The organism is Streptomyces sp. NPDC111516 (assembly GCF_055635345.1).
In genome coordinates, this window is sequence record NZ_JBVKBV010000002.1 from 484,241 (window position 1) to 510,878 (window position 26,638).

The window sequence follows — 26,638 nt, forward strand, 5'->3', positions numbered from 1 at the left end:
TTTTATGGGCCCTGCTCGGGTACCCAGCCCTTACGGGCCCGAGCAGGGCGGGGCGCGGGGGAGTCCGGCGGGCCGTACACACGGGACCGCCCCGGGGCTGCCGCTCCGGGGCGGTCCTCACATCGTGGCGGTATGCCGTGGTCCGGACGTCAGTGCCGGCGGTACGAGTTCACGTAACCGGCCGCCGGAGTCCCGACCCCCGTCACGTCGTCGTACCCCTTGACCGCCTTGAGCGAGGCGTCCTTGCCGAGGCTCCGCACCGACGTCAGCAGGCCGTCCGACGCGTCGACGCTGTTGGCGAAGTCGACCCGGGCCACCGCGAGATCGCGGTTCGGGCCCAGCGGGTGGTCGGTGACGTCGTGGTACGCCTTGGAGCCGTACCGGGCGTAGATCGCCGGGTTGGCGAACCCGATCGGCAGACCGTGCCGGGCCTGCTGCGCGAGCGCCTGGACGCCGGCGATGACCGGCGCGGCCAGCGATGTGCCGCCGATGCGGTACTCGTCGTAGCCGAGCGAGCCGTCGGGCAGCGTCTGGGTCTGGCCGACCAGGAAGCCGGTGTTCGGGTCGGCGACGGCCGCGATGTCCGGGGCCGTGCGCATCCGCTGCTTCCCGTTCGCCCGCGCGAGCGAGTCCGGGACGACGCCGCGCTGGTAGAACGGCTGCTTCACCGTCGAGCTGGTGCCGCCGCCCGCGCCGGAGGTGTACGCGCCGGGGAAGCCCGTCCAGCTCTTGCCGTCGTCGGCGAGGCCGGCCTTCAGCGTGCCCCAGCCGGTTTCCCACTGGTACGTGTCGTTCTTGCCGACGGCCAGTGCGGTGCCGCCGACCGACGTCACCCATGCGGAGTTGGACGGGACGTCGATCTGCTTCGTACCCGTGGACGCGACGTTGTCGCCGTCGTCGCCGGAGGAGAAGTAGAAGCCGATGCCCTCGACCGCGCCCATCTTGAAGACCTGGTCGTACGCTGCCGCGATGTCCGGGGTCTCATTGGCCTCGATGTCGCCCCAGGAGTTGGAGACGATGTCCGCGAGCCGGTGGTCGACGACCTTGTTCAGCGAGTCCAGTAGATCGGCGTCGTAGCAGGAGGCGCCGCCCACGTACACGATGTCGGCGGCGGGCGCGACGGCGTGCACGGCCTCGACGTCGAGGGTCTCCTCGCCGTACCAGCCGGAGGCCCCGCACTCCTCGGTCTTGGTGTAGTCGGCCGGCAGTACCTGGCTGAGCTGCCCGCGACGGTACGGGGCGTCGCCGTTGCGCTTGGCGTACTCGGCGGCGTCCTTCGCGATGGTCGGCGAGGCGTAGGCGTCGGTGATGGCGACGGTGACGCCCTGGCCGGTCCAGTCGCCCGCACCGTACGCGGCCCGCAGCTGCTTGCCGGTGTACCCCTTGACGGCGTACGGCACCTTCGCCCCGTAGGCGCTCGGCAACGACGACGCGGTCTTCGAGCCGAAGTACGAGGAGAAGGGGCCCGAGTTGCGGAACACCGCGTCCGGCGGCGGCAGCGTCTCGTCGTGGGTCGACTTGTGCGGCGCATTGTCCAGGCCGGAGACGGCCAGAACGGCATTGCTCAGCGCGGCGGGCACGGAGGCGGTGGAGGCCGGGGCGCGGTAAGTGTGCCCGCCCTTACGGTAGTTGCGCAGCTGGGTGTCGAACGCCTTCTCGGCGGCCGCGACATCACCGGTGGCCGACACGTAGTGCTGGTTGGCTCCGGTGACGGTCAGCCCGTTCGACTTCAGCCATTGGCTGACCTGGTCGATCTGCTGCTGAGTGGCCCCGAACCGGGCCTGCGCCCGCTCGGCGCTCAGATACTTCCCGTACGAAGCGGACCCGGGGTCGGACACGGCGGCGGCGTAGGCGGCCAGCCCCTTCGGGTCCCGTCCGGCCAGATGGACCCGGACGGCGACCTTGCCGCTGTCGGCCGTGGCCCCCTGGTCGGCCTCGGCGGTCGCCCAGGCCGGTTTCGTGCCCTGCAGCGCCTCCCGCCCGCTCGGCGCGGAGTCCGCGCTGGCGTTCGGTATCCCGAGGGCGAGCGCACCGGCGAGCAGCGGCAGTGTCGCTGCCATGCTCAGCGCGGCGCGACTTCTCGCGCGGCTGGTTCTCATATGACCCCCTGCGATGTGGTTCTTCGCGTGTGGAGCATGTGCCGGATGATGTGCACATGTAATGCGCCACTCTGGCGAGGAACGCCTCATGTACGGGGCATGCATTCACCAAGAATCGACCAAGTGGGCGGACACGCAGGGCAGTTCACCGGGTATGCGGGTAAATGCGCACTCAGAGGAGCTCACATGTTCGAGGTCGGGTCCGCCGGGCCGATGCCGAACGAGGGCGAACTCGTCATGTACGTGCAGCCGGTGTACCGGTACCCGGGCTGGATCTTCGAGCCGTCCGCGTAGCTGCTGACGATCGCGTTCGACGAACCGCCTCGGTGCTTGTACAGGAAGTGGTACTCGCCCGCTGGCAGCCACAGCGTCACCTGCGGATAGTTCTTCCCCTTGGCTTTGCAGGCCGACAGCGAATCGGCCGGCAGGGAGTACGACCGGCAGCTGCCGCACCCCTTGATGACGGCCTTCCCCGTCATCGGTCCCGTGTACAGAATCTCGACCCCGTCGGGGGCGTCGTTGCTGATGACGAGCTGCATCCGGGTGCCGCCCGGCCGGCTTGCGGGCGGCAGGTGCTTCCCGGCCGCGGGCCGCTTCTCGGCGATCTCCGCGGCGATGGCGATGTCCCGGGCGCGGTCCCCCCGCTTGTCCTTCTTGTACGTGGTGGCGAACTCCGTCAGTGTCTGCCGCGCCACGCCGAACCGCTTGTCCTTGAACTCCGCGAGCCCGCAGGCGTAGACGCCGTTCTCGATGCCGCCGTCGGCTCTCCCCGCCAGCGCCGAGACCTTCTTGTCCGGCAGCGAGAGGGCCGTCGCACGGATCCGGCGCAGGGACTCCGTGGCCGCGCAGGGGTCGTTCCCCTGCACGGCCCGGCTCTGCTCCGAGATCTTCCCGGAGACGGCCGGCCCCACCTTCCCGGCCTGTGCCGAGCCGGGGAACGTACGCAGCAACTCGTTCAGTTCGTCGCCGTTCGTACCGGTCACCACGGCACCCAGCTTCGACACCCCGCACTCGTACAACGAGGCGGCCAGTGGGCCGTCGGGATAGCCGGTCAGATCGCCCAGCAGCTTCGGATCGATCGCCTCGGGCACGGTCCGCAGATAGGTCAGCGGCTCGATGGCCTCGCAGTGCTTCTGCTGCCGGTACGGCGCCGATACCGCCCGGTAGTACGCGTCGAGCCGCTTCGGAACGAGCTTCCCGGCCCGCGACCCGGCGTGCTTCTCTCCGAGGTCGCGGTAGACGGCGAGCGCCGACCGGTAGTCGCCGCGCGCGGCGTCGAAGGGCTTGCCGGCAGCCCCGGCGACGCTCCGGTCACCTGTCTCCAGCCGGTCAAGCAGCATCTGCTCGACGGCCTCGTCCCGCTCGGAACCGTAGAACACCACGCCCCCCGCGGGCACCGCCAGCAGCAGCAGACCGGCCCCCGCCGCCGCCACCGGCCGCCAGGACCCGCCGACCGTGCGCCGCCGGGCGATGCGAGCCCCGTCCAGGGCCGCCAGGACCAGCACGAAGAGATACGCCACCACCAGTCCGCCGGCCACCCCGTCGGGATCGGCCGGCAGCGCGACGAGCAACAGGGCACCGGTCGCCACCCAGCACAGAACCGTTCTGAACCAGCACCGCATCAGCACGTAGCCGAGCCCGAACCCGGTCAGATTGAGCAGCCCGGCGGCCACGGAGCGCAGCGCACTCCCCGGTGGCGGCGGCCCGACCGTCGGCGGCCGACTCGGAGGAGGTGGCGCAGGGAAAGCGGGCGGTGGCGAAGGCGAGTCCCCTGCCCCGAAATGCTGATCGTCCCAACTCACGTCGGCCCCCCACCCGTTGAGCGCATCGGGCCCGCTGCTCGCACCCGGCTGGATTACCATCCACGACGTCCTGAACGGAGTCAATCCGGGCACCTGTCCACCGGTCCGCGGCCGACCCGGTACCGCCCGGTGCCGGGTCCGCCCCGCGAGAGGCACGCCGAAGACGCCGCCCCCTTCCCTTCGGGAGCCGGTCGCCGTACGGGCGGCGGCGCGCCGTGGATGCGTTCCCACAGGGGAACGGGCCCGTCCGCCTCGCGCGGCGGCGTTCCGCGCCTATGCTCACGGAATGGAGCAGAGCGAAGTGGTGAAGCGCGTGGTGGGAATCCTCACGGAGGCGGGCGAGATCCGTCGGCTCCTGGAGGAGAACGTCGACCGTGACGACGTGGAAGCCGATTCGAGTGTGGTGACCGCGCTCCTCAACGAGACGATGCCCCGGATCACGATCCCCGAGGACGCCTCGATCGAAGAGGTCGCGGTGCTGGTCGGCCGGGAGGTCGGTGGTGCGGTGGAGCAACTGGTCGGCGCGTTCACGCTGGCCTTCGCGATGCTGGCCCAGGTGCACGACTCCGGGCAGACGGACGTGTCCTCCGCCGACGTGCTGCAGGACCTGGCGCTGCGAGCGGAACAGATCGGCTCCGGCGGACCGGACGACACGGACTCGTAGACCGAAACAACCCGTACCCACCGGTTGGCGACCATGCGGCGCCGGTCGTACAGGCGGGCGGCGCCGTCAAGAGGTGCCCCATGCACCCAGCAGCTCCGCAGGCCCGTAAACCGCATCCAGTGCTCCGCAGTCGGTCCCACTGCGCGAGACCGCGACCACCGGCACCGGTTCGGGCGTCAGCGCGGCCCGGTGCCGGTGCAGCGCGGCCAGGTCGTGGCGGTCGAAGGGGGAGTTCTCCAGCCACTTCACCGAGCCGACGAACAGCAGCTCCTTGGCGATCGGGGCCCGGTCCGCGCCCACGATGTCGATCTCCACGTCGTTCGTACGCGTCCAGTAGCCGCCGATGGCCGGGGCCGCCGAAAGGTTCCCGTCAGGCAGCAGGCGTGCCAACGCCTCCCGGACCAGGGGCTCGACGGCCCGGCCGCGCCAGCTCGTCCAGTTCTCCCTGATGCGGGTCAGCGTCAGATCGCCCCGGCCGCGCTCGATCTCCGGGAGGGCCGGGCCGAGCAGTTTCAGCCAGAAGCGCAGGTACGGGTCGGCGACCCGGTAGCGGCGGTCCCTGGACGGCCGGGTGGACAGGGGCAGTTCGGCGGCGACCATCCGTTTGTCCGTGAGGGTGGTGAGGGACCGTTGCAGGGAGGCGCCGGGCAGGCCGCCGGCCGCGCGGGCGATCTTGGAGAACGTCCGCTCGCCGCTCCCGATCGCGGACAGCACCGTACGGGCCTGCAACTCCTTGGGGAACTCCGCCGCCAGTGACCGCTCGGCCGAGACCAGGAGAGCGGAGACCGGGTCACTGAGGGCCTCCGCAAGAAAGTCCCACAGACCCGCTCCGTGCTTCCATTCCGCGCAGATGAGCGGCAGTCCGCCCGTGACCAGCGTGGCGTCGAAGGCCGACGCGGCGTCGAGGCCGAGCATCCGGCCCACCTCCGCCGGGTTCAGCGGTCCGAGCACCATCTCGCGGCCACGCTGGTGGAACGGGCGTCCGTAGCTGTTCAGCGCCTCCATCATCGACAGGTCGGACCCGATGAGGACAAGAAGCACGGGCTTGGTCTCCAGCACCCGGTCCCAGGCGCGTTGCAGCACACCCTCGAAGGTACCGTTCGCGTCCATCAGGTACGGCAGTTCGTCCAGGACGACCACGCTCGCCCGGTCGTGGGGCAGGGCCGCCGCCAGTACGTCGAACGCGGCGTCCCAGCTCGCCGGCCGGGCTCCGGCGAGGAGGCCCGCCAGCGGCAGGGTGGACGCGTCCGCATCCCGGGCCAGCCTCTGGAGGTCGGCCTCCGGTGATGCCCCGGTGGCGGCGTAGAAGAGGAACGGTGCCCCCGAACGCTCGGCGAAGCGCTCGACCAGCCTGGACTTGCCCACACGGCGGCGCCCCCTCAGCATCACGCACCTGCCGGGGCGCTCCCGGCCGGCACCGGCCGCGACCCTGCCCAGCTCGCGCTCAAGCGTGGCCAGCTCGGCCTGCCGCCCCACGAAATCCGCCATGCACAGCCTCCAGTGATGGGACACGAACATTTACGTTACTAACATCAATGATAGTAATGCCCTGGTTCTCATCCCAGACCCTCGTGCGGCACGCGCCGCACACCGCGTACCGGGTGCCTCCGGGCTCGTACAGCCATGTCCGTCGCCGCGTCGCACCTGGTCGGAGGGGAACGGTTCACACCAGTGGCTCTGCTTGAATCCTTGGCCCGTTCCGGACCTCTTCCGGTTCCCCGACGCTGCCGGACGATGCGGAGAATTTTTGCGACAGTTCTTGCGGCCCGTGCCAGGGTGAGGGCGTGGCAAAGACCGAGATGGCAGATGTGTTTGCGGCCGAACGCCGCGGTGGGGGTGGGAGTCTCTATGCGTATCGGGTGCGCGGGCTCGGCCGCAGCGCGGTAGTTCTGTGGATCGGTGGCAGAGGTGACGAACCCGATCAGGTGCTGGCGTTGCCAGAAGCTGATCGCCGGCAGGTGCCGGTGTTCATGACCGTTCGGCAGGCGCGCGTGTACGTGAGCCGGCGGGGGCGGAAGCTGGCCAATTCTGAGGCCAACACACTGGAGCTCACCCGTGTCCAGCACTGGCTGGAGGACCCGGTGCGCCGACACGTCCCCCCGGGTGTGGTGCTGGAGGCGTGGAACTTCTTCGAGGATCTGGCCCGAGGGCTCCGCGAAGTCCACCGGCTACAGCAGGGAGCTGTGCATGACAGCGCCTACGAGAAGCTGTTCGGAGGCGAGTGCGCCGCATGGACTCCCGACGAGCAGCGCGCGGTACTGGAACTGATCACGGCCGGGGTGGAGCTGTGGAACTCCTGCCCAGTGGTCGTAAAGCCCTGTTCGAGCATCGTCCTGGACAGTGGGCGGGGCGTCCCCCGGGGCTTGTGACCCGTGAAGTCGGCCGGCTCGCTGAGGTGCTTTCACGCAGCCTTGGCCGGGTAATCGGTCCAGGACCGGATCGGTGAGTCGCAACACGCCGTTCAGTGCGCTACGGGGCCCTGCTCGCAGGAGGGGGTGTCACCGACGGTTCGATCGTCGACCGGATGTAGATCCGAGTGGTGTCGTGCTCGAACTCGTGGGTGAAGAGGTCGACGCAGCGCTGGAGGTACTTGCCTTCCGGGGTCGCGAGTTCATCGGGGCACAGACTGATCTTCCGCAGCCCTTGGGTCAACGTCTCCGGCTCGGGCAGTTCCAGGTGGCCGAAGGCAGCCGCAGGACGGTAGTCCTTCTCCTCGGGGTGGAAGTTCTCGATCATCCTGGTGTCGCTCCGGATGAGCCGACCGGTGTACGTCTTTGCTTCGCTGCTCGGGAGGACGAAGGACAGCAGGCCGGTGTCGTAGCGCTCCCCGACTTTGTAACCCGCACGACGGTCCGATGCCTCCGCTGGAATCCGGATGCCCATCTGGTCGCTCATCCACGCAGGCGTGGCTCCATTCTCCCAGCAGCAGGTCATCTCCTGGCCCGACAGGTCCGACGACACGTCGTCGGCGACGCAGGAGACCACGCCGATCGTGGAGGCGACGCAGGCGAGGAGCACCAGGACGACAACGACTGCGACCGGCACTCGACGCCGACGCACGGGCTGCGCATCCGCCTGGAGCTGTGCCCACTCGTCGTCGAACGTCATGAGTCCCCCGGCCCTGACCGATGTCAACCCGTCACCCTGACAACGGTGTTGTGGTGTGATCACCCGGCATCACCGGTGTTCGGTATGAGCAGGTGATGCTACGGGTGGTCCCGGAGGCGTCCGGGACCACCCGCGCGTGACTGTCCGGGGTCAGACCAGCTCACTGACGAACGCGTGCCAGGCGCCGTGGCCGAAGGTGATGACGGGGCCGGCGGGACGCTTGCTGTCGCGGACGGGAACGAGGTGGGGGAGGTTGCGGGCGACCTCGACGCACTCGTTATTGCCCCCGCTGTATGTACTGGCGCGCCACCTCGCGCCCGACAGGTCCGGCGTGCTGCGGTGTGCGCTGTTCATGCTTGATGCTCCTTGGCCCGGCGATGGATGGCGGCACGGGACTCGGTCCGTGAGAGCGCTGACGTGCGCGCGGCGTCGAACAGGTCTTGGTAGCGGGACACGTCCGCTTCCCGCTCCAGCCACATGGAACCGGACGGGTTGTCCGCCAGTACCACGTCGAGCGCGCCCTCCTCAGGAAATCCCAGCACTACGTACGGGCCGAACATACTCGCATGGGCGCCACGCGAGAACGGCAGTACCTGGATGGTCACATGGGGATGTTCGGAACTGGCCAGCAGGTGTGCCAACTGCGCGTTCATGACGCGCGGGCCGCCGACCTGCTGAAGAAGTACGGCCTCCGATACCACGGCCCACAACTGCAGCGGGTTGTCGGAGAGCAGGCGCTCCTGCCGAGCCAGTCGTACCTGTACGAACTTCTCGATCTCGTCTGCTGACTGCCACTGCTGTGAAGCAACGGTGACTGCTCGGATGTACTCCGGAGTCTGGAGCAGGCCGGGTACCAACTGGGCCTGGAAGGTTCGGATGGACCCAGCCATGGCCTCCAGAGCGATGTAGTCGCGATACGTGTCGGCAAGTACATCGCCGTACTGGTTCCACCACCCCTCCCGGCGCCTGCGGTTGGCCTTGCGAGCAAGCGAGGTGAGGCGCTCGCGGGCCTCGTCATCCGAAACCGCGTACGCGTGGAGCATCGCGGTGAGTGGTCGTTCCGGGCTTCGTCCCGTCGTCGATGTCCGCGCGGCGCATCCATTTCCACAGTGTCATCGAGTGGACTCCGAAGTCGGCGGCCACCTGCTCGATCGTCACGCCCGGGCCGCGGTTCCTCGCGACCCGCACCACGTCCGCGCGGAACTCTTCGGGATAAGGCTTGGGCACAGCGACATCCGTTCCACCCGCCCTGCAGGGCAGGCAACTTCAGATGTCACCCGACCGTGCGGCAGACCCTGGCTCCGCGCGGCGAACAAGATCCTCTCCATCAATACTCCACGGATTCTCCGCGACTCCGACAATCGCGCTCTGTGGGCAATACGGTTATCTGCGTGCGACTCGTCACATAGGGTTGCCCATCAGGCAGTTGGGGCGGGGACACTTTCGTGTCCAGGTTGCATTGCTTTGGGGGCTTTGTGCGTGAAATGGTCAAGGGCTCGAATGTATCTCTGTCAGCCCTGAGTGAGAACGTCGGTTCGGCGATCGTCGGTCTGGGCTGGGGGAGCCCGACCGGTGAAGGAGATGCCGACGTGTCCGTCCTGCTGCTGGACGCGAACGGCAAGGTCCGCAGCGATGCCGACTTCTACTTCTACAACAACCCTGTTGCCGCTGACGGGAGCGTGCAGCTTTTGGGTAAGACGCCGACGGCAGACGGAAGCGAGGACCGGATCAGCTTTGACTTGACTGCGGTCCCGTTCGACGTCGACCGCATCATCGTGGCTGCCAGCCGGCACGAGGGTGCCTGCTTCGGAGAACTGGAGGGCGTGAAGCTGTCGTTGGCGGACGGAGGCGGTGAGGAACTTCTCCGCTTCGCCATCGACGACGCCGACTCGGTGAGCGCGGTCATCTTTGGGGAGCTGTACCGGCGTGGGGAAGAGTGGAAGTTCCGCGCAGTCGGCCAGGGCTACGACACGGGCCTCGCCGGTCTGGCGACGGACTTCGGGGTCGACATCGAGGACGATGCGGCGGGAGAGGAAGCTCAGGACAACGCCGTCATCGACGATCAGGCGGACACGGCACCATCAGTGCCAGCCGACGAACCCACGCCCCAAGAGACGCTGGTGGCCGTCCCTGCTCCTCGTCGGCCTGACGAAGAGGTCGAGCCGAGGAAGTCGACCGCACGACCTCGTACCGCGAAGAAGAAGGTCACGCTTCCAAAGACGGCCAAGAAAACGCTGGCGGAGAACGAGTCGTGGAAAGAGGCCAGACTCTTCCCGGTGTCGGCGCTCAAAAGCGACCGGGACCGCGAAATGCGTGCGACGTCGGTGCTGCTGTCGGTTATGGCACAGGTGCCGGAGTTCGGCAGGAGGCTCACCGCCGCGTTCGGAGCACCGGCCGGTCGCATGGAAACCTTCACCGAGGTCACCCTTCCTCACGGTGACACCCCGCGCCGCCCCGACGGAGTGATCCGTGTTGAGCGGGCCGGCAAGCTGTGGACGGCGCTGGTCGAGACGAAGACCAACGGCAATGCCCTCAGGGTCGATCAGGTACAGGCCTACATGGATATCGCCGCGCGCCGTGGCTACGAAGCCGTGATCACTCTGTCGAACGACGTCGCATTGGAGGGCAGCCCGCTCGTCGACGTGAAGATCGACGGACGACGCAAGCACAAGGTGGCTATCTGGCACCTGTCATGGGCGGAAGTCGCTCATCAGGCACAGATGCTGATCCGGCACGAGGGCGTCGGCAATGCGGCGCACGCCTGGCTCCTCCAGGAACTACTGCGCTACTTGCAGCACGAGAACTCCGGCTGCCACGGCTTCCAGAACATGGGCCCGGCCTGGGTTCCGGTACGCAACGGAATCGACGACGAAACCTTGTGCCAGGGAGACCCCCGCGCACTGGAGGTCGTGGAGAGCTGGGAGCGGCTCATTCGCCAGGTCTGCCTCCGGCTGGGCGGCGAACTGGGACAGAAAGTACTGCCCGTCCAACGCGCCAAGCGTGGAACCGATCCAAAAACACTTCGGGACCGCCTCGCCGATCAGCTCTGTCTCGAGGGGAAACTGGAAGCGAAGCTGCGCATCGAGGGAACGCCCGGCGTCCTGGCGATCAGCGCAGACCTGCGTACAGGCAAGCTCCGCGCCTCCATCGAGATCCCGGCGCCAGAGCAGGGCTACCCCTTGGCGTGGGCGAAGCGGCTCGTCCGACGCTTGGCCGAGGCACCGGCGGATCTTCACGTCGAAACTCTCATCGAAGGGGAAAAAGGCGGCCCACGGGGAACGCTCGAACGGCTTCGCCCGGAGCCGGCGGACATGCTGCCCAAGGAGAATGGCACCCAGATCGCTGGCTTCCGCCTGTCCCTCTTCAAGGGCATGGGAAGCAGTCGCGGCAATGCAGAGTCCGGATTCATTCGCAGCGTCGACGACGCGGTGCAACGCTTCTACACCACTGTGGTGGTCCACTTGGACGGTGCGACCCCTCGTCGAGCACCGTCCAGGGGAGGGGCGACGACAGGCTGAAGCCCAGCGATCACCTTGGCCGCCTCGGACTGCACGCATCTGCGGCGATCGAGGGACGGCAGGAATTCGCTAACCGCAAGATCGAAGAAATGCTGCGCGAGTACGACCGAGGCAGCTCGCGGATGGGCCGCAGGTTCGAGTGCTGGGCGGGGGACTCGGAGCATGGGAACAGGGAAAGCCGGCGGTCGAGGGCGGGCAGTTGGTGATCGAGACGGCTTTTCGGCTGAAGTTTTGAGCGCCTCGACGAAGGTGGTGAAAGCTCCGGTTGGGAAGGAGAGGGTGGCCCTGGCCGGGGCCTTGGAGTCGCGTATGGATACGCGGGTGGGCGCGCGCTGCACCGGTCGAACCGTCAGGTGGACGCACTGAAGGTGTACCAAGAGCTCAAGCGGCGCTTCGGGGCGATCGCTTTCCGTATGAGCTCACCGAGCGGGGAAGGTGAGCCGCAGAACGATCTCGCCGTCGTCGATCTCCCCGGTGGGCTCGAACCCGAACTTCTGGTAGAAGGGCCACGGTTCGCCGTCACCGGGCTCGTAGCTGGTCAGCAGCTCGGTGGCGCCGTCCGTGCGAACCAGGGCGGTGATCTGCGTGAGCGCCTCTCGGCCGATCCCTCGCCCCTGGTACCGCTTGTCGACGAGAAGGCGCCAGATGAAGTGCCGCCCTTTGTAAGGACCAGTCGGCGGTTTCCACGACAGCATCACGAAGCCGACTGGCTCGTCGTCGCGGTACAGGGCGCGGTACCAGGGATTGGCCTCCGGTTTCTTTGTCGCCTCCTTGAGCGACTTGGAGACGGAGGCGACGAACTGCTTCTGGCCGCGTCGGACGCGGAGGGCACGAACGGCATCCCGGTTGTCGTCGGTGATCTCCCGCAGGTGCACGCCTGGGAACGTCATGCCATGCCCCTTCCTACATCCGGCAACTGCGCCATCCGGGCCGACGTGAAGAGCCTCTGCCGTGCGCAGTCCGCTGTGTGTACGCAATTTCAAGGACGTCAGATTGGACGTCTTCGCAGCGTATTCGATGCAGCGGAACTGGAGCGGGACTGGCACGCCGGGCTGTGTCCGCGTCCGAGGCAGCTGCTTTGATCTGGGCAGACGCTCCGAGATCCTGTCCATGAAAGTCCACAGACCGCGTCTGCGGCGTCGCTCTGTCCGCCGGGCAAGTAGTCCAGCCACTCGGGCGTCGATTGCATGCCTTGGCGTCCTACGGCTTGCCCTCCCCGCCCCGGAGTGACGACAGGACCAAGCGCCCGTACCGTGTTGTCAAGGCCGCTGCTGTGGCAGCGACGGACAATGCGAGTGCTATGAGCAGGTGTGTCGCGGAGTCATCGCCGAGGACCTGCAGGATGCTGAGAGCGGTGCCGAGGGGCAGGCCGAGAATGGTCAGGACGCCCAGGGCGCCGCTGATCTGCTGGCTCTCCTGTGTCTGTACAAGCCTGCTGTAGTCGGCGGCTTCGGCGAGGATCTCGTTGAAGCGGGCGGGTAGCCGGTGCTGGTTCTGGAAGGCGAGCAGTAGATCGTTCGCCGGGCCGTGGGCAGTGAGGTGTTGTCGCCAGTAGGTGCTGCGAAAAGCGGCGATGTTCCTCTCCAGACCGGCGACGCGGCGTGCCAGTCGTGCAGAGTCGAACACCCCCGAGAGTTCCTCGGTGAGTTCGTCGATGTGATCGCGCTGGAGGGAGCCGAGGAGCAGGGCGTCGAGATAGACGGTACGGGAGTGCAGTGCCCCGAACTCGTAGAAGTCGCCCGTGCCGGTGTCGGGCCGGTGGCCGAGAAAGGCAGCTCCTTGTCGCAGCACCAGGGCGCTCCAGTCCGCCGAAATCCGCACGGTGTGCTTGAGTTGTTCGTCGGCGGTCTCCGGTGGGAGGGGGAAGTCCTCCGGTGTGGAGCGTGAGGCCAGTTGCCATAGCCAGCGGTCCGCAGTAGCCGGTAGTTCTCCTTCCGAGCCGGCGCGGAGAGCGGGGGCGTGCTGGGCCGTTGGGGTCATGAAGGCGATGGTGTAGGGCCGTGCGGTGGCGAACGGTGCGCCGGAGGCACGGACGTCCGCGATGCCGGCGAGAAGCGGGTCAGGGTCGAACGGCCCGGTGAGCGGGTCATCGGCAGAGTCCGGCCGCCGTCCGGCCAAGGCCCGCAGCACAGGCAGCAGCGGTCGGTCCACACTGAAGTGCAGTACTGCCAGGGCGTGTTCGGGGCTGCGGGCGGTGGCCGCGCGCAGGAGTTCCAAACCGAGCAGGTGCATACCATCGTGTTTGACGTCCTGCGGCAGGTGCCAGCGACAGGGCCGCCCGAGTGCCCCGTACAGGGCGCGCGCGGAGGCGGGAGCAAAGTAGGTGGACCGGGTCTCGGTGTCGGTGCGGCGACTGCCCAGCTCGAACGGGAAGGGGCCTTCGGGCCAGTTGGGGAGGCGCAGCAGCCGCACGGGTAGCACCACGGTCAGCTCCTGGCGTGCCCCTACGGCTTCGTCGAGCAGCAGAACCTCGGCGGTCACTGGTAGTACTCGGCCGGGTCGGGCTGGCCCAGGCGGATGACGAACTCCGCCCGGTCCGGGCTTTCGGCGCTGATGTGGAAGCGGACGCGTTCGCCGCTGCGGATGGTCCGGAACCCTTCGGTCACGATCTGCCGGTAGTCGAAGCCGTAGTACCGCTCGTCTTCGTCGTCTCGGACAATGTAGGAGCTGAGCACACCGCGTGGTCCTCCGCCGCTTTGCCGTGTGTCGACGATGGTTCCGTGGCGGGGCCCCTTGCCGCTCATGCTGGCGTCTCCTCTGTATTGCTGGTGTCGCTTTCGAGGTCTTGCACGCATCGGAAGCCGACGGCGTTGCTTGCGCCGTTCTTTCTGTAGACGCTCTTGCTGCTGGCCTGTATGGCGCGCATCGGGTTGTCGTAGCTGCCGCCGCAGATGACCGCCTCGCCAGGGTCGGTAAGGCTGTTGGAGGTCCATTCCCAGCAGTTGCCCACCATGTCGACGATGCCGAACGGTGAGCGGTTGCCGGGGCGTTCCGCGACAGCTGTGACCCCGGCTCGGCGTACGGCGTCGCCCGCGAAGTCCCGGTACCACGCCTGGTACGTCACGACAGGTCGGCCTACCCACGCGTCGGCGCAGTTGACACGGGCGTTGTCGGGTGTGTCGCCCCAGGGGAACAGCCGCCCGTCGGCGCCGCGCGCGGCAGCCTCCCACTCGAGCGCGGTCGGCAGGCGTTTACCTTCGAACGCGGCGAAGGCGTAGGCGCTCCACCAGCCGATGCAGACGGCCGGGTGGTCGGCGCAGTGCGGGCTTTCGTAGTAGTCGGGCTGCCGTAGCCGGTCGATTGCGGGGCGGTGTGTGATGTGGGCGGGCTGGTCGGGGTGGTCCCACTGTGAGGTGCCGTCCGCGTCGAGGGCGTCGAGGAAGCGGCGATAGCGTGCGACAGTCACGGCGTGGCGGTCGAAGCGTACGGGACGCTCGACGCGACGGATCAGCAGCCGTTCGGCCGGGCCTACCAGGTATGCCCCGGCGGGCAGTACGCAGTCATCGGTCTGCGCAGTGCCGGGCATTTCGGCGAGGAAGGCGCGCACTTGCTCGGTGAGGAAGGGCCCTCCCGGGATGTCCGCTGCTGCGTTCCGGTTCGCGGGGGCGGCGAGATACCGGGCGGCCAGCAACTCCTGGTACGCCGTGTGCACGAAGGCGACGTGGTCGGCTCCGGCGGGGCGCAGCAGTGGAGCGAGGGCACAGGCGTCGAGATCGAGGCGCCCGTCCGTGAAGGCGTCGACGCCCAGCTGCCGGAGTAGGTCGAGGAGGGAGAAGACGGTCTGGTCGGTGAGGAACGCGTGCCCGAACGTGGCGGGCAGCCGCGCCTCCAGGCCTGGCCGACCGCGCTCGGTCAGCGTCCGTGTGACATGTGTGCCGAGGATGTCCGTCAGGGCCTGTCCCGGCGGAAGCTCCAGCGCCGCGGTGAGGTGCTTCTCCAGAGGCGTGGCTTCGGGCTCGGCCAGGCGCACGACATGGAAATGCGGGATGCGTGCCGGGTCCAAGCCGTTCGCGTACATCTGCTCGACCAGCTGCTCGCTGCGACCCGCGCCGCTGTCCAGCAGCTGGCGGACTTGCGGCGAGTCCGCCAGGAAGGACACCCGTGAACTCATGACCACCGCGGATTCGGCGGACAGGACGGCCGCGAGATCGGTGAAGAGCCGCAGAAATCCGGCGGGGCTCGACTCCTCCACCCCTTCGTCGACGGCATCGAGCACGCACAACGCGGTCCCGGACCGGATCAGATAGAGGAAGAGGTCGTACGCACGGGAGCGGTCCGACGGCGTCATGGCCGGCGCCAGGACACGGGCCGCGTACTCGGAGAACGGTTCGCCCTTCGGCTTGAGACCCAGGTCGAAGTAGAAACGGAAGCGACGGATCTCCGGGCTGGCAGCCAGCGCGCGCAGAAGTGTGCTCTTCCCGCTTCCGGGACGACCAGTCACCAGCACGTTCGCACTGCCGCGCGAGAGGCGCTCGAGTAGCTCGGCCGCGTCCCCGGACTGCACCACCTTCGACTCGCCGGTGAGCGGATCGGTGGTCAGCGTCGCCGCGGCGACAGCGGACCGCGGCTCGGCAGGGCTGTCGACGCAGGACAGAGGGGCGAGGTGGTCGTCGAGATGGACGATCGCGTCCACGAAACCGTCGTAGCGCACGATCCGGAAGTCCAGGCCCAGCATCTGATGAAGCGCGCCAGACGCCGCACCGTCGCCACTGTTGTCGTCCAGGACCACGAACCGAGTGAGCTTGGGTAGCCGCGTCCGCAGCAGCTCGCCACCGCTGGAGGCAAGGACGGCACTCAGGTCGCCGGCGTCCCGGGAAAGCAGGAGCTCTACATACTCCAGCCGCATCCCCGACTCGCGGCAGAACAGCTGGTACACGGTGTCCGGGCTGAGAACGAACCGCTTGGCCTGTCGGTAGCCGAGAGTGACGTACAGCCCGGCGAGGAACTCGCAGCGACGCGCCACCTCAGGGGCCATATTGGGCTCACCGCCGAGCAGCGCCGCGCTCCCGGTGTCGGTGAACCAGACCAGCACATCGACGAGCCTGCGGACCGCCAGCAAGCCGTCCTCGTCGCTGATGTCGTACCCGTCGTGCGTGGACCGGTTGCGCAGCCGCCGGATGTCGTCGAGCGCGTCCAGGACCGTACTGCTGCGGATGTGTGGGCGGCAACGCTTGACGAGGTCGTTCAGGGCCTTCGTCGAAGGGTCGCCCTCGACGCCGTGGTGCCGCCACAGCTCCTTGAGAAGCTTCTCGGTCAGTTTCCCGACCAGAGCGACCGCGTTCTCCGGATAGCCGTCGTTGAGGGACCGCAGCGGCCGTTCCAGATCGAGCCCTAATCGGTCGGCGATCCGCGAATGATCGTCGAGTTCATTCCTCAGGCGCCGCAGCCGTTCGTCGACCACGGTGCTCACGTGCCCTCCGCTCGTCGCTGCCCGAAGACGAACGCAAAACGGTCGGGAAACACCAGGACAGGCTCCGGGTGCGCCGCCTGCATCTCTTCGATGCCCTTCTCGATCTCACTGTCACTGAACGTGGACAGCAAGGACATGTAGCGGGCGCGCACCATGCCGAAGTACTTGTCCCGGTCGATGCGCAGCTCATGCTCGACGTGGGTGAGGCTGGCTTCCAGCCCGGCCGCACTCAAGTGCGCCTGGATATCGGCAGGGTCCGGCTGAAGCTCCTCGAAGCGGTCGAGGGCCGCCTGGAACAGCGGGTACTGGATCGTGGCCGGGAGCATCACCACCAGCAGCCGTCCTCCGGGGGCCAGGCGGTCGGCCAGGCCCCGCAGCGTGCGTGCCTGGTCGGTCACATGGTGCACCGACTCCTTGAGCCACATCGCGTCGAGCTGTTCGTACGGTAGACCGGCGCGCCCTTCTGCGACGTCCTCGGCCGAAGCGACGATCGGCGTCAGGCCGGGCGCCGGCGGGGTGCCCAGCTGACGGAGCATCGATTCGGAAGGATCGACGCACAGAATCGAATGACCTGGCTGGAGCTGACTGGCCACTTCCCTGGCGAACAAACCCGTACCAGAGCCGATGTCGGCGATCCGGTCCGCGGGGCTGAGTCGCAGCGCCTCGGCGATCCGGCCGGCCATCCAGGGAATGTAGTCCGGGCCGTAGACCCAGTGCTCGTCGTACTCGGCTGCCAGTTCCTCGTAGTGCCCCCGCACGTCGCGCCGCTCCACGATTCCCCTCTTGCCGCTCGTGTGTCGCCAACTGTGTCGGCGCCTGTGCCGCACAAGACAGGTGCAGGCTATCGCGGGTGCACGACACGACAACAGGGCGTCACCCGGCCAGGATTGGACTTGATCGCCGCATCCCGGCGACGCCGACGCTGCTCCAGCCGCTGGTGGCGGGGTGCCGTTGCAGGTGCTCGCGTGCGAGCTGGGCGCGGCTCGGAGGAACGAGGTGGATCAGCCTCGGAACCTGGTGAAGTCCGTCACCGCGGAGTAGGTGTCGCCCTTCAGGGCCTCGGCGAAGGCGGTGAAGGCTCCGGTCGGGATGGAGAGGGTGGCCCTGGCCGGGGCCTTCGAATCGCGGATGGCTATGTGGGTGTGGCGATGTGCAACCTCCACGCAGGCGTCGCCCTGGCCACCGCCGGAGTAGGACGACTTTTGCCAGGTATTGGGGGTCATCATGGACTCACAGCTCCTTCGTCATCCGGAGGATGAGGTCACGCGAACGCTCGGGTTCGAGCGATGCCGCTTCTACCCTACGGAAGAGCGTTCGGTAGCGGCCGAGTTGGGCTTCGGCGTCGATGAACGCAGGGCCATTGGGCCCGTCACGCACGACGGTGTCCAGCTTGGGGACCGGACCACCTGCGTACACCATGGCGCTTCCTGCTCCGGCAAAGCCGTCCAGATCGAAGGGGATGACGCGTACGGTGACGTGATCGGCTTCAGAGAGTTCCAGGACGCGGGCGAGCTGAGCCCGTGCCGCGGCTCGGTCACCGACCCTGATGCGCAGCGCTGCCTCATGGATCACCGTCCTATATGGGATCGGGTCGGGCCGTTCGATGATGACTGTGCGCTTCATCCGGTGTTCCACCCAGCGCTCCACATCGCTCTTCGGGAATTCCGGGTTCACGTACGAGAAGAGGGCCAGGGCGTAGTCCTCGGTCTGCAAAAGGCCTGGGACGTGCAGGAAGTCCACGTCCCACCGGTAGCTGGCGTGGTGCTCCAACTCGGCGAGGTCAAGGAACGGCTGGGGCAGCAGATCTCGGTACTCATCCCACCAGCCGCGCGTTCGTTCAGTCGCCATTGCCACCAGCGCTGAGAGCAACCCCTCGTCCGTACAGCTGTAATGAGCGGCAAGGCGCCGTACCCGTTCCTCGCTGACGCCCGCAACCCCGGACTCGATGTGACTCATCTGGACCGAGTTGGACCCGAGCAGCGCGGCGGCCTCACGGGCCCTGAGTCCTGCGGCTTCACGTAGCTTCCGCAATTCAGTGCCCAGGCGAACCTGACGTGCGGTTGGTTGCAGTCTGGGCGGCATGACTTCCTCTTCGCCTTCAACGGCCTTGGCGCGGTGACTCGTTCGGTGCCAGGTTACGCGACCGGCTTGCAGCGGAACAATTTTATGCCATACCGTCAGTGACGTAGCGCACACGCTGCGGAAGCGCACCGCTCCGTCGTGCCATGACGGCTGCGGCAATGCCACCGCTTGCCCCGCAACCCCACCCCACCCAAAACGGAGCTGACGCATGCCCGAAAACCTGACCGAGCCCTGGGAGTACTGCCTCTACATCCCGAACGACTTGCGCGCCGTCACCATCAGCCGTCGCACCCTCCGCCTCATCCTCACCATGCACGGGCTGATCCGCTTGGTCGACACCGCCGAACTTCTTGCGACCGAGCTGATCTCCAACGCTGTACGCCACACCAAGGGCCCGGCCGCACTGCGCGTGCGCTGGTCGGCAGGTGTGCTGCGGCTCGGGGCCTGGGACGCCGACCCCGAGCCGCCGGAGCCGGCCGTGCCGCTTGAGCAGGTCGCCGACGCGGAGGAAGGGCGGGGGCTGGTGCTCGTCCGGGCCTGCGCCGATCTGTGGGGCTGGCAGCTGCTGACGAGGGACGGTAGTCGGGGGAAGGTCGTGTGGTGTGAGTTGGCCGCCGCGTAGCCGCTCCGGCACTGAGTGGCAGATGCGTTCCGTCGTCTGGATGCCCGACCTGGGGGATTGCCCGAAGGTCTGAAATAGATCTGCCAATTACTGCTCAGCGCCTCGCAAGGAGCCGCTCGCGCTTCGTCCGCATAGGCGGCGAGCCTGATCATCATCGGAGTCGGATCGACGCAGCAGAGATCGACCGCTTCAGGGCGGCGCTGGGCTGAACTGCAGGGAGCAGCCCCGAACGAGACGGTCGCACTATCGACCCGCCGCCCTACGGGAAGTCGACTCCCCCACAGTAAGAAGCCGCGATGACTACCGCCCCGCCGACGGTGGTCGCCGGACCCCCGGGCGGGCTCGCACCTCCGCATGAGCCGACCCAGTCGCGCTCGATGACCTGACTGAGCAGCCCGACCCCCCGAATCATGACCATGTCATCACGCACGCGGCCCGGCCCTCACCGCAGAGCTGCGGGGCAGGGCCACTTGCGCCGTGACAGCGACAGCCCTCATGGGTGCGGTGATGGCCTTTCTGATCTTTGAGGGGCTTGCCGCCTTTGGTCGCAAAAGCCTCTGAGAAGGTAATATCACCCTCCGGGAAGTCCCTGGGGCAGAGTCGAAAGTTTCTGAGAGGCCTCAGGGATCCGAGCGCTAGATGCTGAGGCGACGGCCCGGAATTCGCCCCACGGGACAGCTGGGCAAACGGTTACTGACCGCTTGCGTTCAGTAATCGTGGCGGTCCCTCGGGCTCATTCATCTAGGCTGTGCTCGCAGTGTGTGCGGGCCCCTCGCGCAGAGTGGGCGGGGCTGGGTGGAAGTCGAGACGGAGTAGACGGCGGATATGGCGGACGAGCAGTTGGGCCTTGGATTTTCCGTGCCGGAGGTACCCAGGGAGCGCTCCGAGGAGGCCTCACCGCCGCGTGCGCTCGGGGACGACGAGACGATCGACTACATCTCGGGCAAGGACATCCTCAAGCTGACCGAGGCCGAGAAGGTCCGCCAGCACATCGCCCGGGTTCTCGTGCACCAGTACGGGATCAATCCTGATGACATGAAGCGCGACTACACGATCGAGATCCCGGCGCCCGAGGGCGGCCGCAAGACCCGCAAGAAGGTCAGCATCGCCGTCTTCGAGCCCGGCCAGCCGAAGACAGTGGATCACCTGCGGCGCATCGTCATCACCAAGCCACGCCCCAAGACCGGCCGCACAGTTACCAAGATCCGCACGCACGAGCAGGCGACGAAGGACATCGACGAGCTTCAGTTCCTGATGAGTGTGGCGGGGCCGGCTTGTCATCTGGGGCTGTGGACCGACGACATCGACCTGTACTTCGTGGAGAAGATCAAGCGCGACGACGAGGGGCGGAAAGTCCGGTTCGAGGACCGATTCCGGCCGCTGCCGAACTGGCCCCGAGGGGACGATTCGGCCTTCGACGCCACTGGTGATGCGTCCTCTCTGAAGGAGATCAGGCGCGCGGACAAGTACATGCTCCGTTTCGCCTTCCGGCGCTGTCACAACTACATTCACGGCAACGAGGGGCTGCCCAAGGACGCGGCGTTCTGGCAGTTCCTCTATGTCCTCTTCGCGAGGATCTACGACGAGCGCCAGGTCCGCGAGGAGGGCAAGGACTCGCGCTTCCGCATCGACATCGCAGACCTGGTGCGGACTGAGACGACCGCCACCGGGGCCAAGCGCAGGTCGGGCAGCCCCGAGGTGGCGGGCCGCGTCAGGGATCTCTTCAAGGAGGTGAAGGAGTTCTACAAGGAGCAGAAGCTCTTCGACCACCGGGACGAACTCACCCTGACCGATCCAGCGCTCACCTTCATCGTCGGCGAGCTGGCCCCCTACGACCTCGGCAGTACTGACATCGACGCCAAGGGAGTCGCCTACCAGGAACTGGTCGGCGACAACCTGCGCGGCGACCGTGGTCAGTACTTCACGCCCAATGAAGCGGTGAAGCTGGTCGTCGACATCCTCGACCCGAAGGAGCACGAGACTGTCTTGGACCCGTGCTGCGGCACGGGAGGCTTCCTGCGCGAGACCCTGAACCATCTGCTGCGCAAGTGGCAGAAGGTCGAGGACGACGGTGCCACCTTCACCAACGCCAAGGAAATTGCGAGGCGGATGGCCGACTCCCGGCGAAGGCTGGCTGCGTACGCGGACAAGCACCTCTTCGGCGCCGACTTCGACCCCTTCCTGCGCCGGGCGACCGTGATGAGCCTGATGACGCTCACCGACACGGCCGGACACGCTTTTCACATGGATTCGCTCGCTTTCCCGGACAGTCACCTCGCGGGCAACGATGAGGCGCTGAACTTCCCACAGATAGGGCTGGGGGAGGTGCACGTGCTTATGACCAACCCACCGTTCGGCTCGGACATCCCGGTGTCGGAGGACCTGATCCTCACGCGATTCCGTAAGAGCGGAGGCCAGTTCGGCGTCGCCTATAACTGGACCCGTGACAAGGACACAGGCAAGCTGGTTAAGGCTGGCGAGGCGACCGCGGTTTCCCCGGAGCAGCTCTTCGTCCAGCGGGCCGTGGAGTGGGTCAGGCCCGGCGGGCGTATCGGCATCGTTCTGCCGAACGGCATCCTGTCCAACCCCGGCCCCTCCGACGAGGCGGTCCGGCGCTACATCCTCGACCAGTGCTGGGTCCTGGGCAGCGTGGAACTCCCGGTGGAGACCTTTATCGCCGAGGCCAACGTCAACATCCTCACCACCCTGCTCTTCCTGCGCCGCAAGACGGCCCAGGAACGGCAGGAGGAGATCGAGTTCGGCGCCGCCGACTACCCGGTGTTCATGGCCGTCGCCGAGAAGGTCGGCATCGACCGCCGCGGGAACAAGGTCTACGTGCGCACTCCGGATGGCGAGATCGTGACCGAGGAGAAGACGGAGCACGAGATCCTGCGGATCGGCGGTGCCGAGGTGCAGCGCAAGATCAGCCGCCGGGAACCAATGCTCGACAACGACCTGCCGAAGATCGCCGAGGCGTACCACGAGTTCTCCGAGCGCCACGCCCACGAGTTTCCCTGGAACGCGCGCTCATGATCACCCGGATCGAGGCGTACAACTACCGCTGCTTCGAAGACCTCGCCGTCGACCTGGCCGGTTTCCATGTGCTGGCCGGTGCCAACGGCTCCGGCAAGAGCACGCTGCTCGACATTCCGGTCCTGCTCGCTGAGCTGCTGGGCGCCGAGCGGATCGAGGATGCCTTCCTGCGTCCGTCCGCCCGCACCGGTCGGCCACCGCGCGCTCAGTCGCTCACCGAGCCCGCCCACCGGGGCCGGGACGGCGGCTTCGGTTTCGCGATGGAGGCGTGGCTCCCGGAGGAGATCACCGAGCTCCTGGCCGAGGCCACCCGCAACCCGCGCCTCCCACTGCCCACCCATCTACGGTACGAGCTGCACCTCGCGCCGGTCGAGGGCGGTCGGGGAATCGAGATCGCGGGGGAGTACCTGGTGCTGTTCCCCGAGGAGCATCCGGTGCGGCCGGTGCCGGGGGAGCGGGCCTTCGAGGACCCGGACGAGACGGTGACCACCGGGCGGGGCGGCAGTCGCCGAGTCCGGTGGGCCTGGGAGGAGAGCTGGCGTCCGGTGATCGCTCGTACCGGTGGTCCGGTGGCGCGTTTCACCTCCGAGACCGGGGGACAGCCCCCGTTGACGTGGCAGAGCCCGCACAGCCGGCTTGCGCTGGACACGGTGCCGTTCGACGAGGCGCACTTCCCGGTGGCCCTCTGGTTCCGTTCCCTGCTGCGGGAGGGAACGCTCGCCTATGCCCCGGACTGGGCCGCCCTGCGCCAGGCCGCCCCGCCCGCCGGCCGCAGGCCCCAGCTCGATCCCGTCGGCCGTAACACTCCCTGGCTGGCCCTGCGTCTCAAGGGCGAGGACAAGGAGCTCTACGACGCCTGGGTGGACCTGGTCCGGATCGCTCTGCCGCAGGTCCAGGACATCGACGTCGTGGAACGCGAGGACGACCACCACGCCTATTTCCGCGTGACCTATGCGGGTGGCCATGAGGTCACTTCCTCGGGCCTGTCTGACGGCACTCTGCGCGTATTCGCCCTGACCCTGATCGCCTTCATGCCCGACCCGCCGGCCCTGCTAGTCACGGAGGAACCGGAGAACGGCATCTATCCACAGGCCATCGAGATCGTCATGCAGGCGCTTCAGGCCGTACGGGACTGTCAGGTGCTGGTGGCCACGCAGTCGCCGCTGGTCCTGGCCAACGTGGAACTGCCGGACGTGCTCGCAACGCGTGTCGACTACGACACCGGGGCCGTGACCGTCGTGCGCGGCGACAGGCATCCCCGGCTGGCCGACTGGCGAGGGGATCTTGATCTGGGGACGCTGTTCGCGACGGGGGTGTTCGAGTGAGCAAGGGGGCCGGGCGGCGGACGGGGCGCGGAGGGGGAGCGATCGCTCCGGTACCACGGCAGGCGGCCGTGCCCTCGGACGAGTCCGGGAAGCGCGATGTCGTCTTCTACGTCGCCGACCAGGGGATGAAGGCCATGATCGGTGCCTTCCTGGACCGCAAGGACATCCACCACAAGTTGGGCTGCGGTCCGTTCGTCTTCGACGGCCGACGGGACATCAAGGTCAGCGACAACAAGGACTCCGAGTTGCCTGTACGGGCCGGTGTGCTGCTGCAACCGTGGCGGGGTGAGTACGAGCGCGCGGTCGTGGTGATGGACCACGCCTACAAGGGGGCGCCGCCGGTCGCCGAGATCCGCAAACGCATCAGTGAGCAGCTGGAGGACTTCTGGCCGCAGTATGCGGTCGTCGTCATCGAGCCAGAGCTGGAGAACTGGTTCTGGTCGGACCACACCGAGGTGATCAAGAAGGCCCTCGTGTGGCGGCCGAGCAAGGGCGACGAGCGTACGCCGCGCCAAGTGCTGGAGGACGCCGGACTGTGGGCCCCTGGCAAGGACAAGCCCGACGATCCGAAGGAAGCGGTTGCGTACCTGCACCGGCTGAAGTACACCGGCCCCAAGAACAACGGCATCTTCCGGCGCTTCGCGGAGCAGGTTCCGTCCGTTCGAGGCTGCACGGACTCGTCATTCCAACATCTGATGGCGACCCTTGGGGCCTGGTTTCCGCCAGCCGGGACCACGACCGCATACACGACGACCATAACGACGGAGTACGGGCAGTGAAGATCGCGTCCAAAGACAATCCGGTACGGCTGGGGTGGCTGCGGGAGCAGGGGCTTCGGATGGATGCGGCGCCCTATTTGTCGGGGGCGTTTGAGGCGCGGAAGTTGTTGGAGCGGTTGCCGCGTACGGTGCCATTGCGGGAGGTCACGCGAGGCGGGGCGGGGATCTTCCACGCGGGGCGGCCATTGCGGCGCTGGGTCACCGCGCCGGAACACGGGGTTCGGTTCTTCTCCAGTACGGACATCATGGAGGCGGACTTCTCGAATCTGCCGTTCATTTCCAAGACATCCGTCGCGCTCAATCCCCGCCTGACGATTCGGGCGGGCTGGACTCTGATCACGCGCTCAGGGAACGTCGGCCGTATCGCGTACGCCCGTCCTGACATCGACGGTTATACATGCAGCGAGCACGTGATGAGGGTCGTACCGGGCCAGGGTCTCATTCCTCCTGGTTACCTCAACACGTTCCTGCGCAGCCGCTTCGGTGTTCCGATCGTCGCCAGCCAGGCCTATGGCGCGATCATTCAGCACATCGAGCCTCATCACATTGAAGGGCTTCCGGTTCCGCGCTTCGATTCGGCGCTGGAAGAGGAGATCCATGACCTTGTCGAGGAGTCGGCCATGCTGCGGGCCGAGTTCCAGGCCGGTGTGGTCGGGGCTACCGAGGATCTGTTCAGGACGGCGGGGCTTGAGGAACTGATCGACCTGCGGTGGCATGACCAACCTCGGGATCTGGGCTTCGAGCAGCGGAAGTTGACGCCCCTGACGCTGCGGGCCTTGAATTACCAGCCGAAGGCTCGGCAGATCTTGGACGCGTTGCGCGGTGTGGATCACTTGACGCTCGGCGAGATCTGCGAGGGCGGGCAGCTCGGATCCGGCGTGCGCTTCAAGCGTGTCGATGCCGAGCCAGGCCATGGCGCTGTCTGTCTGATTGGGCAGAGGCAGGGGTTCTGGATTCGCCCTGAAGGGCGTTGGATCAGCCCTAGCCAAGCGCCTCCAGGAATTTTCGCTAAGGACGAGACGGTCATGATCCCGTCCCAGGGCACTCTGGGGGAAAATGAGGTTTTCTGCCGCGCGATCTTTGTCACCGGTTCTTGGCTTGAGTACGCGTACACGCAGCACTTTCTTCGGGTTGTAACGGGAACTTCTGATATCCCGGGTGCCTACCTCTTTGCCTTCCTCCGCTCCGAAGCAATGTTTCGAGTCCTGCGTTCCATGTCGACCGGTGGGAAGCAACAGGATGTCCACGAGGGACTGCGCGCCCAGATCCCCGTTCCTGTCCTAACCTCGCCCGATCGGGAGCGTATTGCTGAAACGATCCGCGGCGCTTATCACAAGCGGGATGAGGCCGATCAGAAGGAAGACAGGGCGCTGGAGCTGCTGGAGCAGGCAGTGTTGGAGCACAGCGCGTCCTGAACCATCGCCAGTTCTGTTCCGCATGGCGTGATGGGACAGGTCCGGACACCCTGGCTCGCAAGGCGATGAGGGAGCGGGCCGTCAACGGAACAAGTCACATGGTGGGTTCCGCGTTGCTCTTCACTGAAGTATCGAAGGCGTCCCATGCGGTCGAGGTGAAGAGCAAGGGCGCGGTGAGGGGTGTCTTGCTTCACGGACGGGGACGAGGCCAGGGACGCCGTCGGCTACTTCGACGCAGGCGTCACCCCTGTTGAAGATGGCGACGGAGAGTGGTGATGAGGGTGCGAACAGTGATTTCCGCTGCTCGTGGGCTCACGTACCTCGTTCCCTGGAGGCCGTCGATGGACGTTGCCCAGCCCCCCCCACACCAACACCCCGGACCCCCCGCCTCCGTCGTGGGAGACTTGGCCTACGACACCGTCCGCAACCGCTACGGCGTCGTCATGGAGCGCACCCCTGGGCAGGTGCACCTGCGCCCCAGAGGCGGCGGCCGAGAGTGGACCGCGCGGCCCGAACACGTCGAACTCGCACGTGCCAGCGAGGCGTTGAGCTCGCAAGTGGCGCAGGTCAACGCCTCGCTGGCACGTGGGGAAGTCCTGTGACCCAGCCGCCACGCATTCGCCGTACGACCGGGAACGGCGCCGCCACCCGGCACGGGACGGCTGTACCGCCGGCAGAGCCCCCGGCCCTCCCGCAGCCCAACGCCTACGACCCGCCCGTAGGCCTTCCCGGCCTCCCCGTCGGAGCCCTCGTGCTCGACCGGGCCACCGGACGCGCGCCC

22 protein-coding genes and 2 pseudogenes are annotated in these 26,638 nt (G+C 67.3%); 9 read left to right on the forward strand and 15 right to left on the reverse strand.

Features of this window, described 5'->3' with window-relative positions; translation table 11 throughout:
* Nucleotides 1–149: 149 nt before the first annotated feature.
* A complete protein-coding gene (locus ACZ7L9_RS07790) occupies nucleotides 150–2,099 on the reverse strand; it encodes a S53 family peptidase (RefSeq protein ID WP_471413433.1) in 1,950 nt (649 codons plus the stop codon).
* A 182-nt stretch (nucleotides 2,100–2,281) separates the two neighbouring features.
* On the reverse strand, nucleotides 2,282–3,772 hold the full coding sequence (locus tag ACZ7L9_RS07795; RefSeq protein ID WP_471413435.1) for a hypothetical protein: 1,491 nt from the start codon (nucleotides 3,770–3,772) through the stop codon (nucleotides 2,282–2,284).
* A 415-nt stretch (nucleotides 3,773–4,187) separates the two neighbouring features.
* Between ACZ7L9_RS07795 and ACZ7L9_RS07800 the strand changes: the two genes are divergently transcribed.
* Nucleotides 4,188–4,565, forward strand: a complete 378-nt coding sequence (locus tag ACZ7L9_RS07800) for a hypothetical protein (RefSeq protein WP_471413436.1) — start codon at nucleotides 4,188–4,190, stop codon at nucleotides 4,563–4,565.
* Nucleotides 4,566–4,631: 66 nt separating this feature from the next.
* On the opposite strand, the gene ACZ7L9_RS07805 is transcribed toward ACZ7L9_RS07800, so the two are convergent.
* The gene (locus ACZ7L9_RS07805) at nucleotides 4,632–6,053 is read right to left on the reverse strand and encodes an ATP-binding protein (protein WP_471413438.1); all 1,422 of its coding nucleotides are present in this window, start codon (nucleotides 6,051–6,053) and stop codon (nucleotides 4,632–4,634) included.
* 296 nt (nucleotides 6,054–6,349) lie between these two features.
* On the opposite strand from ACZ7L9_RS07805, the gene ACZ7L9_RS07810 reads away from it, so the two are divergent.
* The gene (locus ACZ7L9_RS07810) at nucleotides 6,350–6,934 is read left to right on the forward strand and encodes a hypothetical protein (RefSeq protein ID WP_471413439.1); all 585 of its coding nucleotides are present in this window, start codon (nucleotides 6,350–6,352) and stop codon (nucleotides 6,932–6,934) included.
* A 100-nt stretch (nucleotides 6,935–7,034) separates the two neighbouring features.
* On the opposite strand, the gene ACZ7L9_RS07815 is transcribed toward ACZ7L9_RS07810, so the two are convergent.
* From ACZ7L9_RS07815 to ACZ7L9_RS07830, 4 genes and pseudogenes are all read right to left on the reverse strand, one after another.
* Entirely contained in the window at nucleotides 7,035–7,673 is a 639-nt protein-coding gene (locus ACZ7L9_RS07815; RefSeq protein ID WP_471413441.1) for a hypothetical protein, read from the reverse strand.
* A gap of 150 nt (nucleotides 7,674–7,823) precedes the next feature.
* Nucleotides 7,824–8,027 carry a DUF397 domain-containing protein gene (locus ACZ7L9_RS07820; protein ID WP_471413442.1) on the reverse strand — a complete coding sequence of 68 codons (204 nt, stop codon included), beginning with the start codon at nucleotides 8,025–8,027 and terminating at the stop codon, nucleotides 7,824–7,826.
* Nucleotides 8,024–8,725: pseudogene (locus tag ACZ7L9_RS07825) on the reverse strand (DUF5753 domain-containing protein); the annotation flags it as partial. The gene ACZ7L9_RS07820 and the pseudogene ACZ7L9_RS07825, both read right to left, overlap by 4 nt.
* Nucleotides 8,688–8,900: a transposase gene (locus tag ACZ7L9_RS07830; RefSeq protein ID WP_471413443.1), complete on the reverse strand. Its 213-nt coding sequence runs from the start codon at nucleotides 8,898–8,900 to the stop codon at nucleotides 8,688–8,690. The pseudogene ACZ7L9_RS07825 and the gene ACZ7L9_RS07830, both read right to left, overlap by 38 nt.
* A gap of 257 nt (nucleotides 8,901–9,157) precedes the next feature.
* Between ACZ7L9_RS07830 and ACZ7L9_RS07835 the strand changes: the two genes are divergently transcribed.
* The gene (locus ACZ7L9_RS07835) at nucleotides 9,158–11,191 is read left to right on the forward strand and encodes a TerD family protein (protein WP_471413502.1); all 2,034 of its coding nucleotides are present in this window, start codon (nucleotides 9,158–9,160) and stop codon (nucleotides 11,189–11,191) included.
* Nucleotides 11,192–11,418: 227 nt separating this feature from the next.
* Here the strand turns inward: ACZ7L9_RS07835 and ACZ7L9_RS07840 are convergent.
* The 8 genes and pseudogenes from ACZ7L9_RS07840 to ACZ7L9_RS07875 all read right to left on the reverse strand — a co-directional run.
* A pseudogene (locus ACZ7L9_RS07840) lies at nucleotides 11,419–11,568 on the reverse strand (DUF397 domain-containing protein); the annotation flags it as partial.
* A gap of 42 nt (nucleotides 11,569–11,610) precedes the next feature.
* Nucleotides 11,611–12,081, reverse strand: a complete 471-nt coding sequence (locus tag ACZ7L9_RS07845; RefSeq protein WP_471413444.1) for a GNAT family N-acetyltransferase — start codon at nucleotides 12,079–12,081, stop codon at nucleotides 11,611–11,613.
* A 310-nt stretch (nucleotides 12,082–12,391) separates the two neighbouring features.
* Entirely contained in the window at nucleotides 12,392–13,672 is a 1,281-nt protein-coding gene (locus tag ACZ7L9_RS07850) for a hypothetical protein (protein ID WP_471413446.1), read from the reverse strand.
* Entirely contained in the window at nucleotides 13,669–13,935 is a 267-nt protein-coding gene (locus ACZ7L9_RS07855; RefSeq protein ID WP_471413447.1) for a hypothetical protein, read from the reverse strand. Before ACZ7L9_RS07855 ends, ACZ7L9_RS07850 begins: the two co-directional genes overlap by 4 nt.
* A complete protein-coding gene (locus tag ACZ7L9_RS07860; protein ID WP_471413449.1) occupies nucleotides 13,932–16,601 on the reverse strand; it encodes an SUMF1/EgtB/PvdO family nonheme iron enzyme in 2,670 nt (889 codons plus the stop codon). The genes ACZ7L9_RS07855 and ACZ7L9_RS07860 overlap by 4 nt, the downstream gene beginning before the upstream one ends.
* The gene (locus tag ACZ7L9_RS07865) at nucleotides 16,598–17,284 is read right to left on the reverse strand and encodes a class I SAM-dependent methyltransferase (RefSeq protein ID WP_471413450.1); all 687 of its coding nucleotides are present in this window, start codon (nucleotides 17,282–17,284) and stop codon (nucleotides 16,598–16,600) included. Before ACZ7L9_RS07865 ends, ACZ7L9_RS07860 begins: the two co-directional genes overlap by 4 nt.
* A gap of 318 nt (nucleotides 17,285–17,602) precedes the next feature.
* A complete protein-coding gene (locus tag ACZ7L9_RS07870) occupies nucleotides 17,603–17,827 on the reverse strand; it encodes a DUF397 domain-containing protein (RefSeq protein ID WP_471413452.1) in 225 nt (74 codons plus the stop codon).
* Between the two features lie 4 nt (nucleotides 17,828–17,831).
* Entirely contained in the window at nucleotides 17,832–18,683 is an 852-nt protein-coding gene (locus tag ACZ7L9_RS07875) for a helix-turn-helix domain-containing protein (protein WP_471413504.1), read from the reverse strand.
* Between the two features lie 208 nt (nucleotides 18,684–18,891).
* Here ACZ7L9_RS07875 and ACZ7L9_RS07880 point away from each other — a divergent pair, with 208 nt between their 5' ends.
* The 6 genes from ACZ7L9_RS07880 (at nucleotide 18,892) to ACZ7L9_RS07905 (ending at nucleotide 26,459) form a co-directional block, all read left to right on the forward strand.
* Nucleotides 18,892–19,305, forward strand: a complete 414-nt coding sequence (locus ACZ7L9_RS07880) for an ATP-binding protein (RefSeq protein WP_471413453.1) — start codon at nucleotides 18,892–18,894, stop codon at nucleotides 19,303–19,305.
* Between the two features lie 858 nt (nucleotides 19,306–20,163).
* Nucleotides 20,164–22,338 carry a methylation-associated defense system DNA methyltransferase MAD2 gene (gene mads2 / locus ACZ7L9_RS07885; RefSeq protein WP_471413454.1) on the forward strand — a complete coding sequence of 725 codons (2,175 nt, stop codon included), beginning with the start codon at nucleotides 20,164–20,166 and terminating at the stop codon, nucleotides 22,336–22,338.
* Nucleotides 22,335–23,663, forward strand: a complete 1,329-nt coding sequence (gene mads3, locus ACZ7L9_RS07890; RefSeq protein ID WP_471413456.1) for a methylation-associated defense system AAA family ATPase MAD3 — start codon at nucleotides 22,335–22,337, stop codon at nucleotides 23,661–23,663. The genes mads2 and mads3 overlap by 4 nt, the downstream gene beginning before the upstream one ends.
* A gap of 68 nt (nucleotides 23,664–23,731) precedes the next feature.
* Nucleotides 23,732–24,442, forward strand: a complete 711-nt coding sequence (gene mads4 / locus ACZ7L9_RS07895; RefSeq protein ID WP_471413458.1) for a methylation-associated defense system protein MAD4 — start codon at nucleotides 23,732–23,734, stop codon at nucleotides 24,440–24,442.
* Nucleotides 24,439–25,857 (forward strand): methylation-associated defense system restriction endonuclease subunit S MAD5, encoded by a 1,419-nt coding sequence (gene mads5, locus ACZ7L9_RS07900; RefSeq protein WP_471413459.1) that lies wholly within the window; start codon nucleotides 24,439–24,441, stop codon nucleotides 25,855–25,857. The genes mads4 and mads5 overlap by 4 nt, the downstream gene beginning before the upstream one ends.
* Nucleotides 25,858–26,261: 404 nt before the next feature.
* On the forward strand, nucleotides 26,262–26,459 hold the full coding sequence (locus ACZ7L9_RS07905) for a hypothetical protein (protein ID WP_471413460.1): 198 nt from the start codon (nucleotides 26,262–26,264) through the stop codon (nucleotides 26,457–26,459).
* Nucleotides 26,460–26,638 lie beyond the last annotated feature (179 nt).

Coding starts and splice junctions, on each gene's coding strand:
- ACZ7L9_RS07790 (WP_471413433.1), bottom strand. CDS start 2,099: ATGAGAACCAGCCGCGCGAGAAGTCGCGCCGCGCTGAGCATGGCAGCG.
- ACZ7L9_RS07800 (WP_471413436.1), top strand. CDS start 4,188: ATGGAGCAGAGCGAAGTGGTGAAGCGCGTGGTGGGAATCCTCACGGAG.
- ACZ7L9_RS07805 (WP_471413438.1), bottom strand. CDS start 6,053: ATGGCGGATTTCGTGGGGCGGCAGGCCGAGCTGGCCACGCTTGAGCGC.
- ACZ7L9_RS07815 (WP_471413441.1), bottom strand. CDS start 7,673: ATGACGTTCGACGACGAGTGGGCACAGCTCCAGGCGGATGCGCAGCCC.
- ACZ7L9_RS07820 (WP_471413442.1), bottom strand. CDS start 8,027: ATGAACAGCGCACACCGCAGCACGCCGGACCTGTCGGGCGCGAGGTGG.
- ACZ7L9_RS07835 (WP_471413502.1), top strand. CDS start 9,158: ATGGTCAAGGGCTCGAATGTATCTCTGTCAGCCCTGAGTGAGAACGTC.
- ACZ7L9_RS07845 (WP_471413444.1), bottom strand. CDS start 12,081: ATGACGTTCCCAGGCGTGCACCTGCGGGAGATCACCGACGACAACCGG.
- ACZ7L9_RS07855 (WP_471413447.1), bottom strand. CDS start 13,935: ATGAGCGGCAAGGGGCCCCGCCACGGAACCATCGTCGACACACGGCAA.
- ACZ7L9_RS07865 (WP_471413450.1), bottom strand. CDS start 17,284: ATGGCCGGCCGGATCGCCGAGGCGCTGCGACTCAGCCCCGCGGACCGG.
- ACZ7L9_RS07870 (WP_471413452.1), bottom strand. CDS start 17,827: ATGATGACCCCCAATACCTGGCAAAAGTCGTCCTACTCCGGCGGTGGC.
- ACZ7L9_RS07875 (WP_471413504.1), bottom strand. CDS start 18,683: ATGCCGCCCAGACTGCAACCAACCGCACGTCAGGTTCGCCTGGGCACT.
- ACZ7L9_RS07880 (WP_471413453.1), top strand. CDS start 18,892: ATGCCCGAAAACCTGACCGAGCCCTGGGAGTACTGCCTCTACATCCCG.
- mads3 (WP_471413456.1), top strand. CDS start 22,335: ATGATCACCCGGATCGAGGCGTACAACTACCGCTGCTTCGAAGACCTC.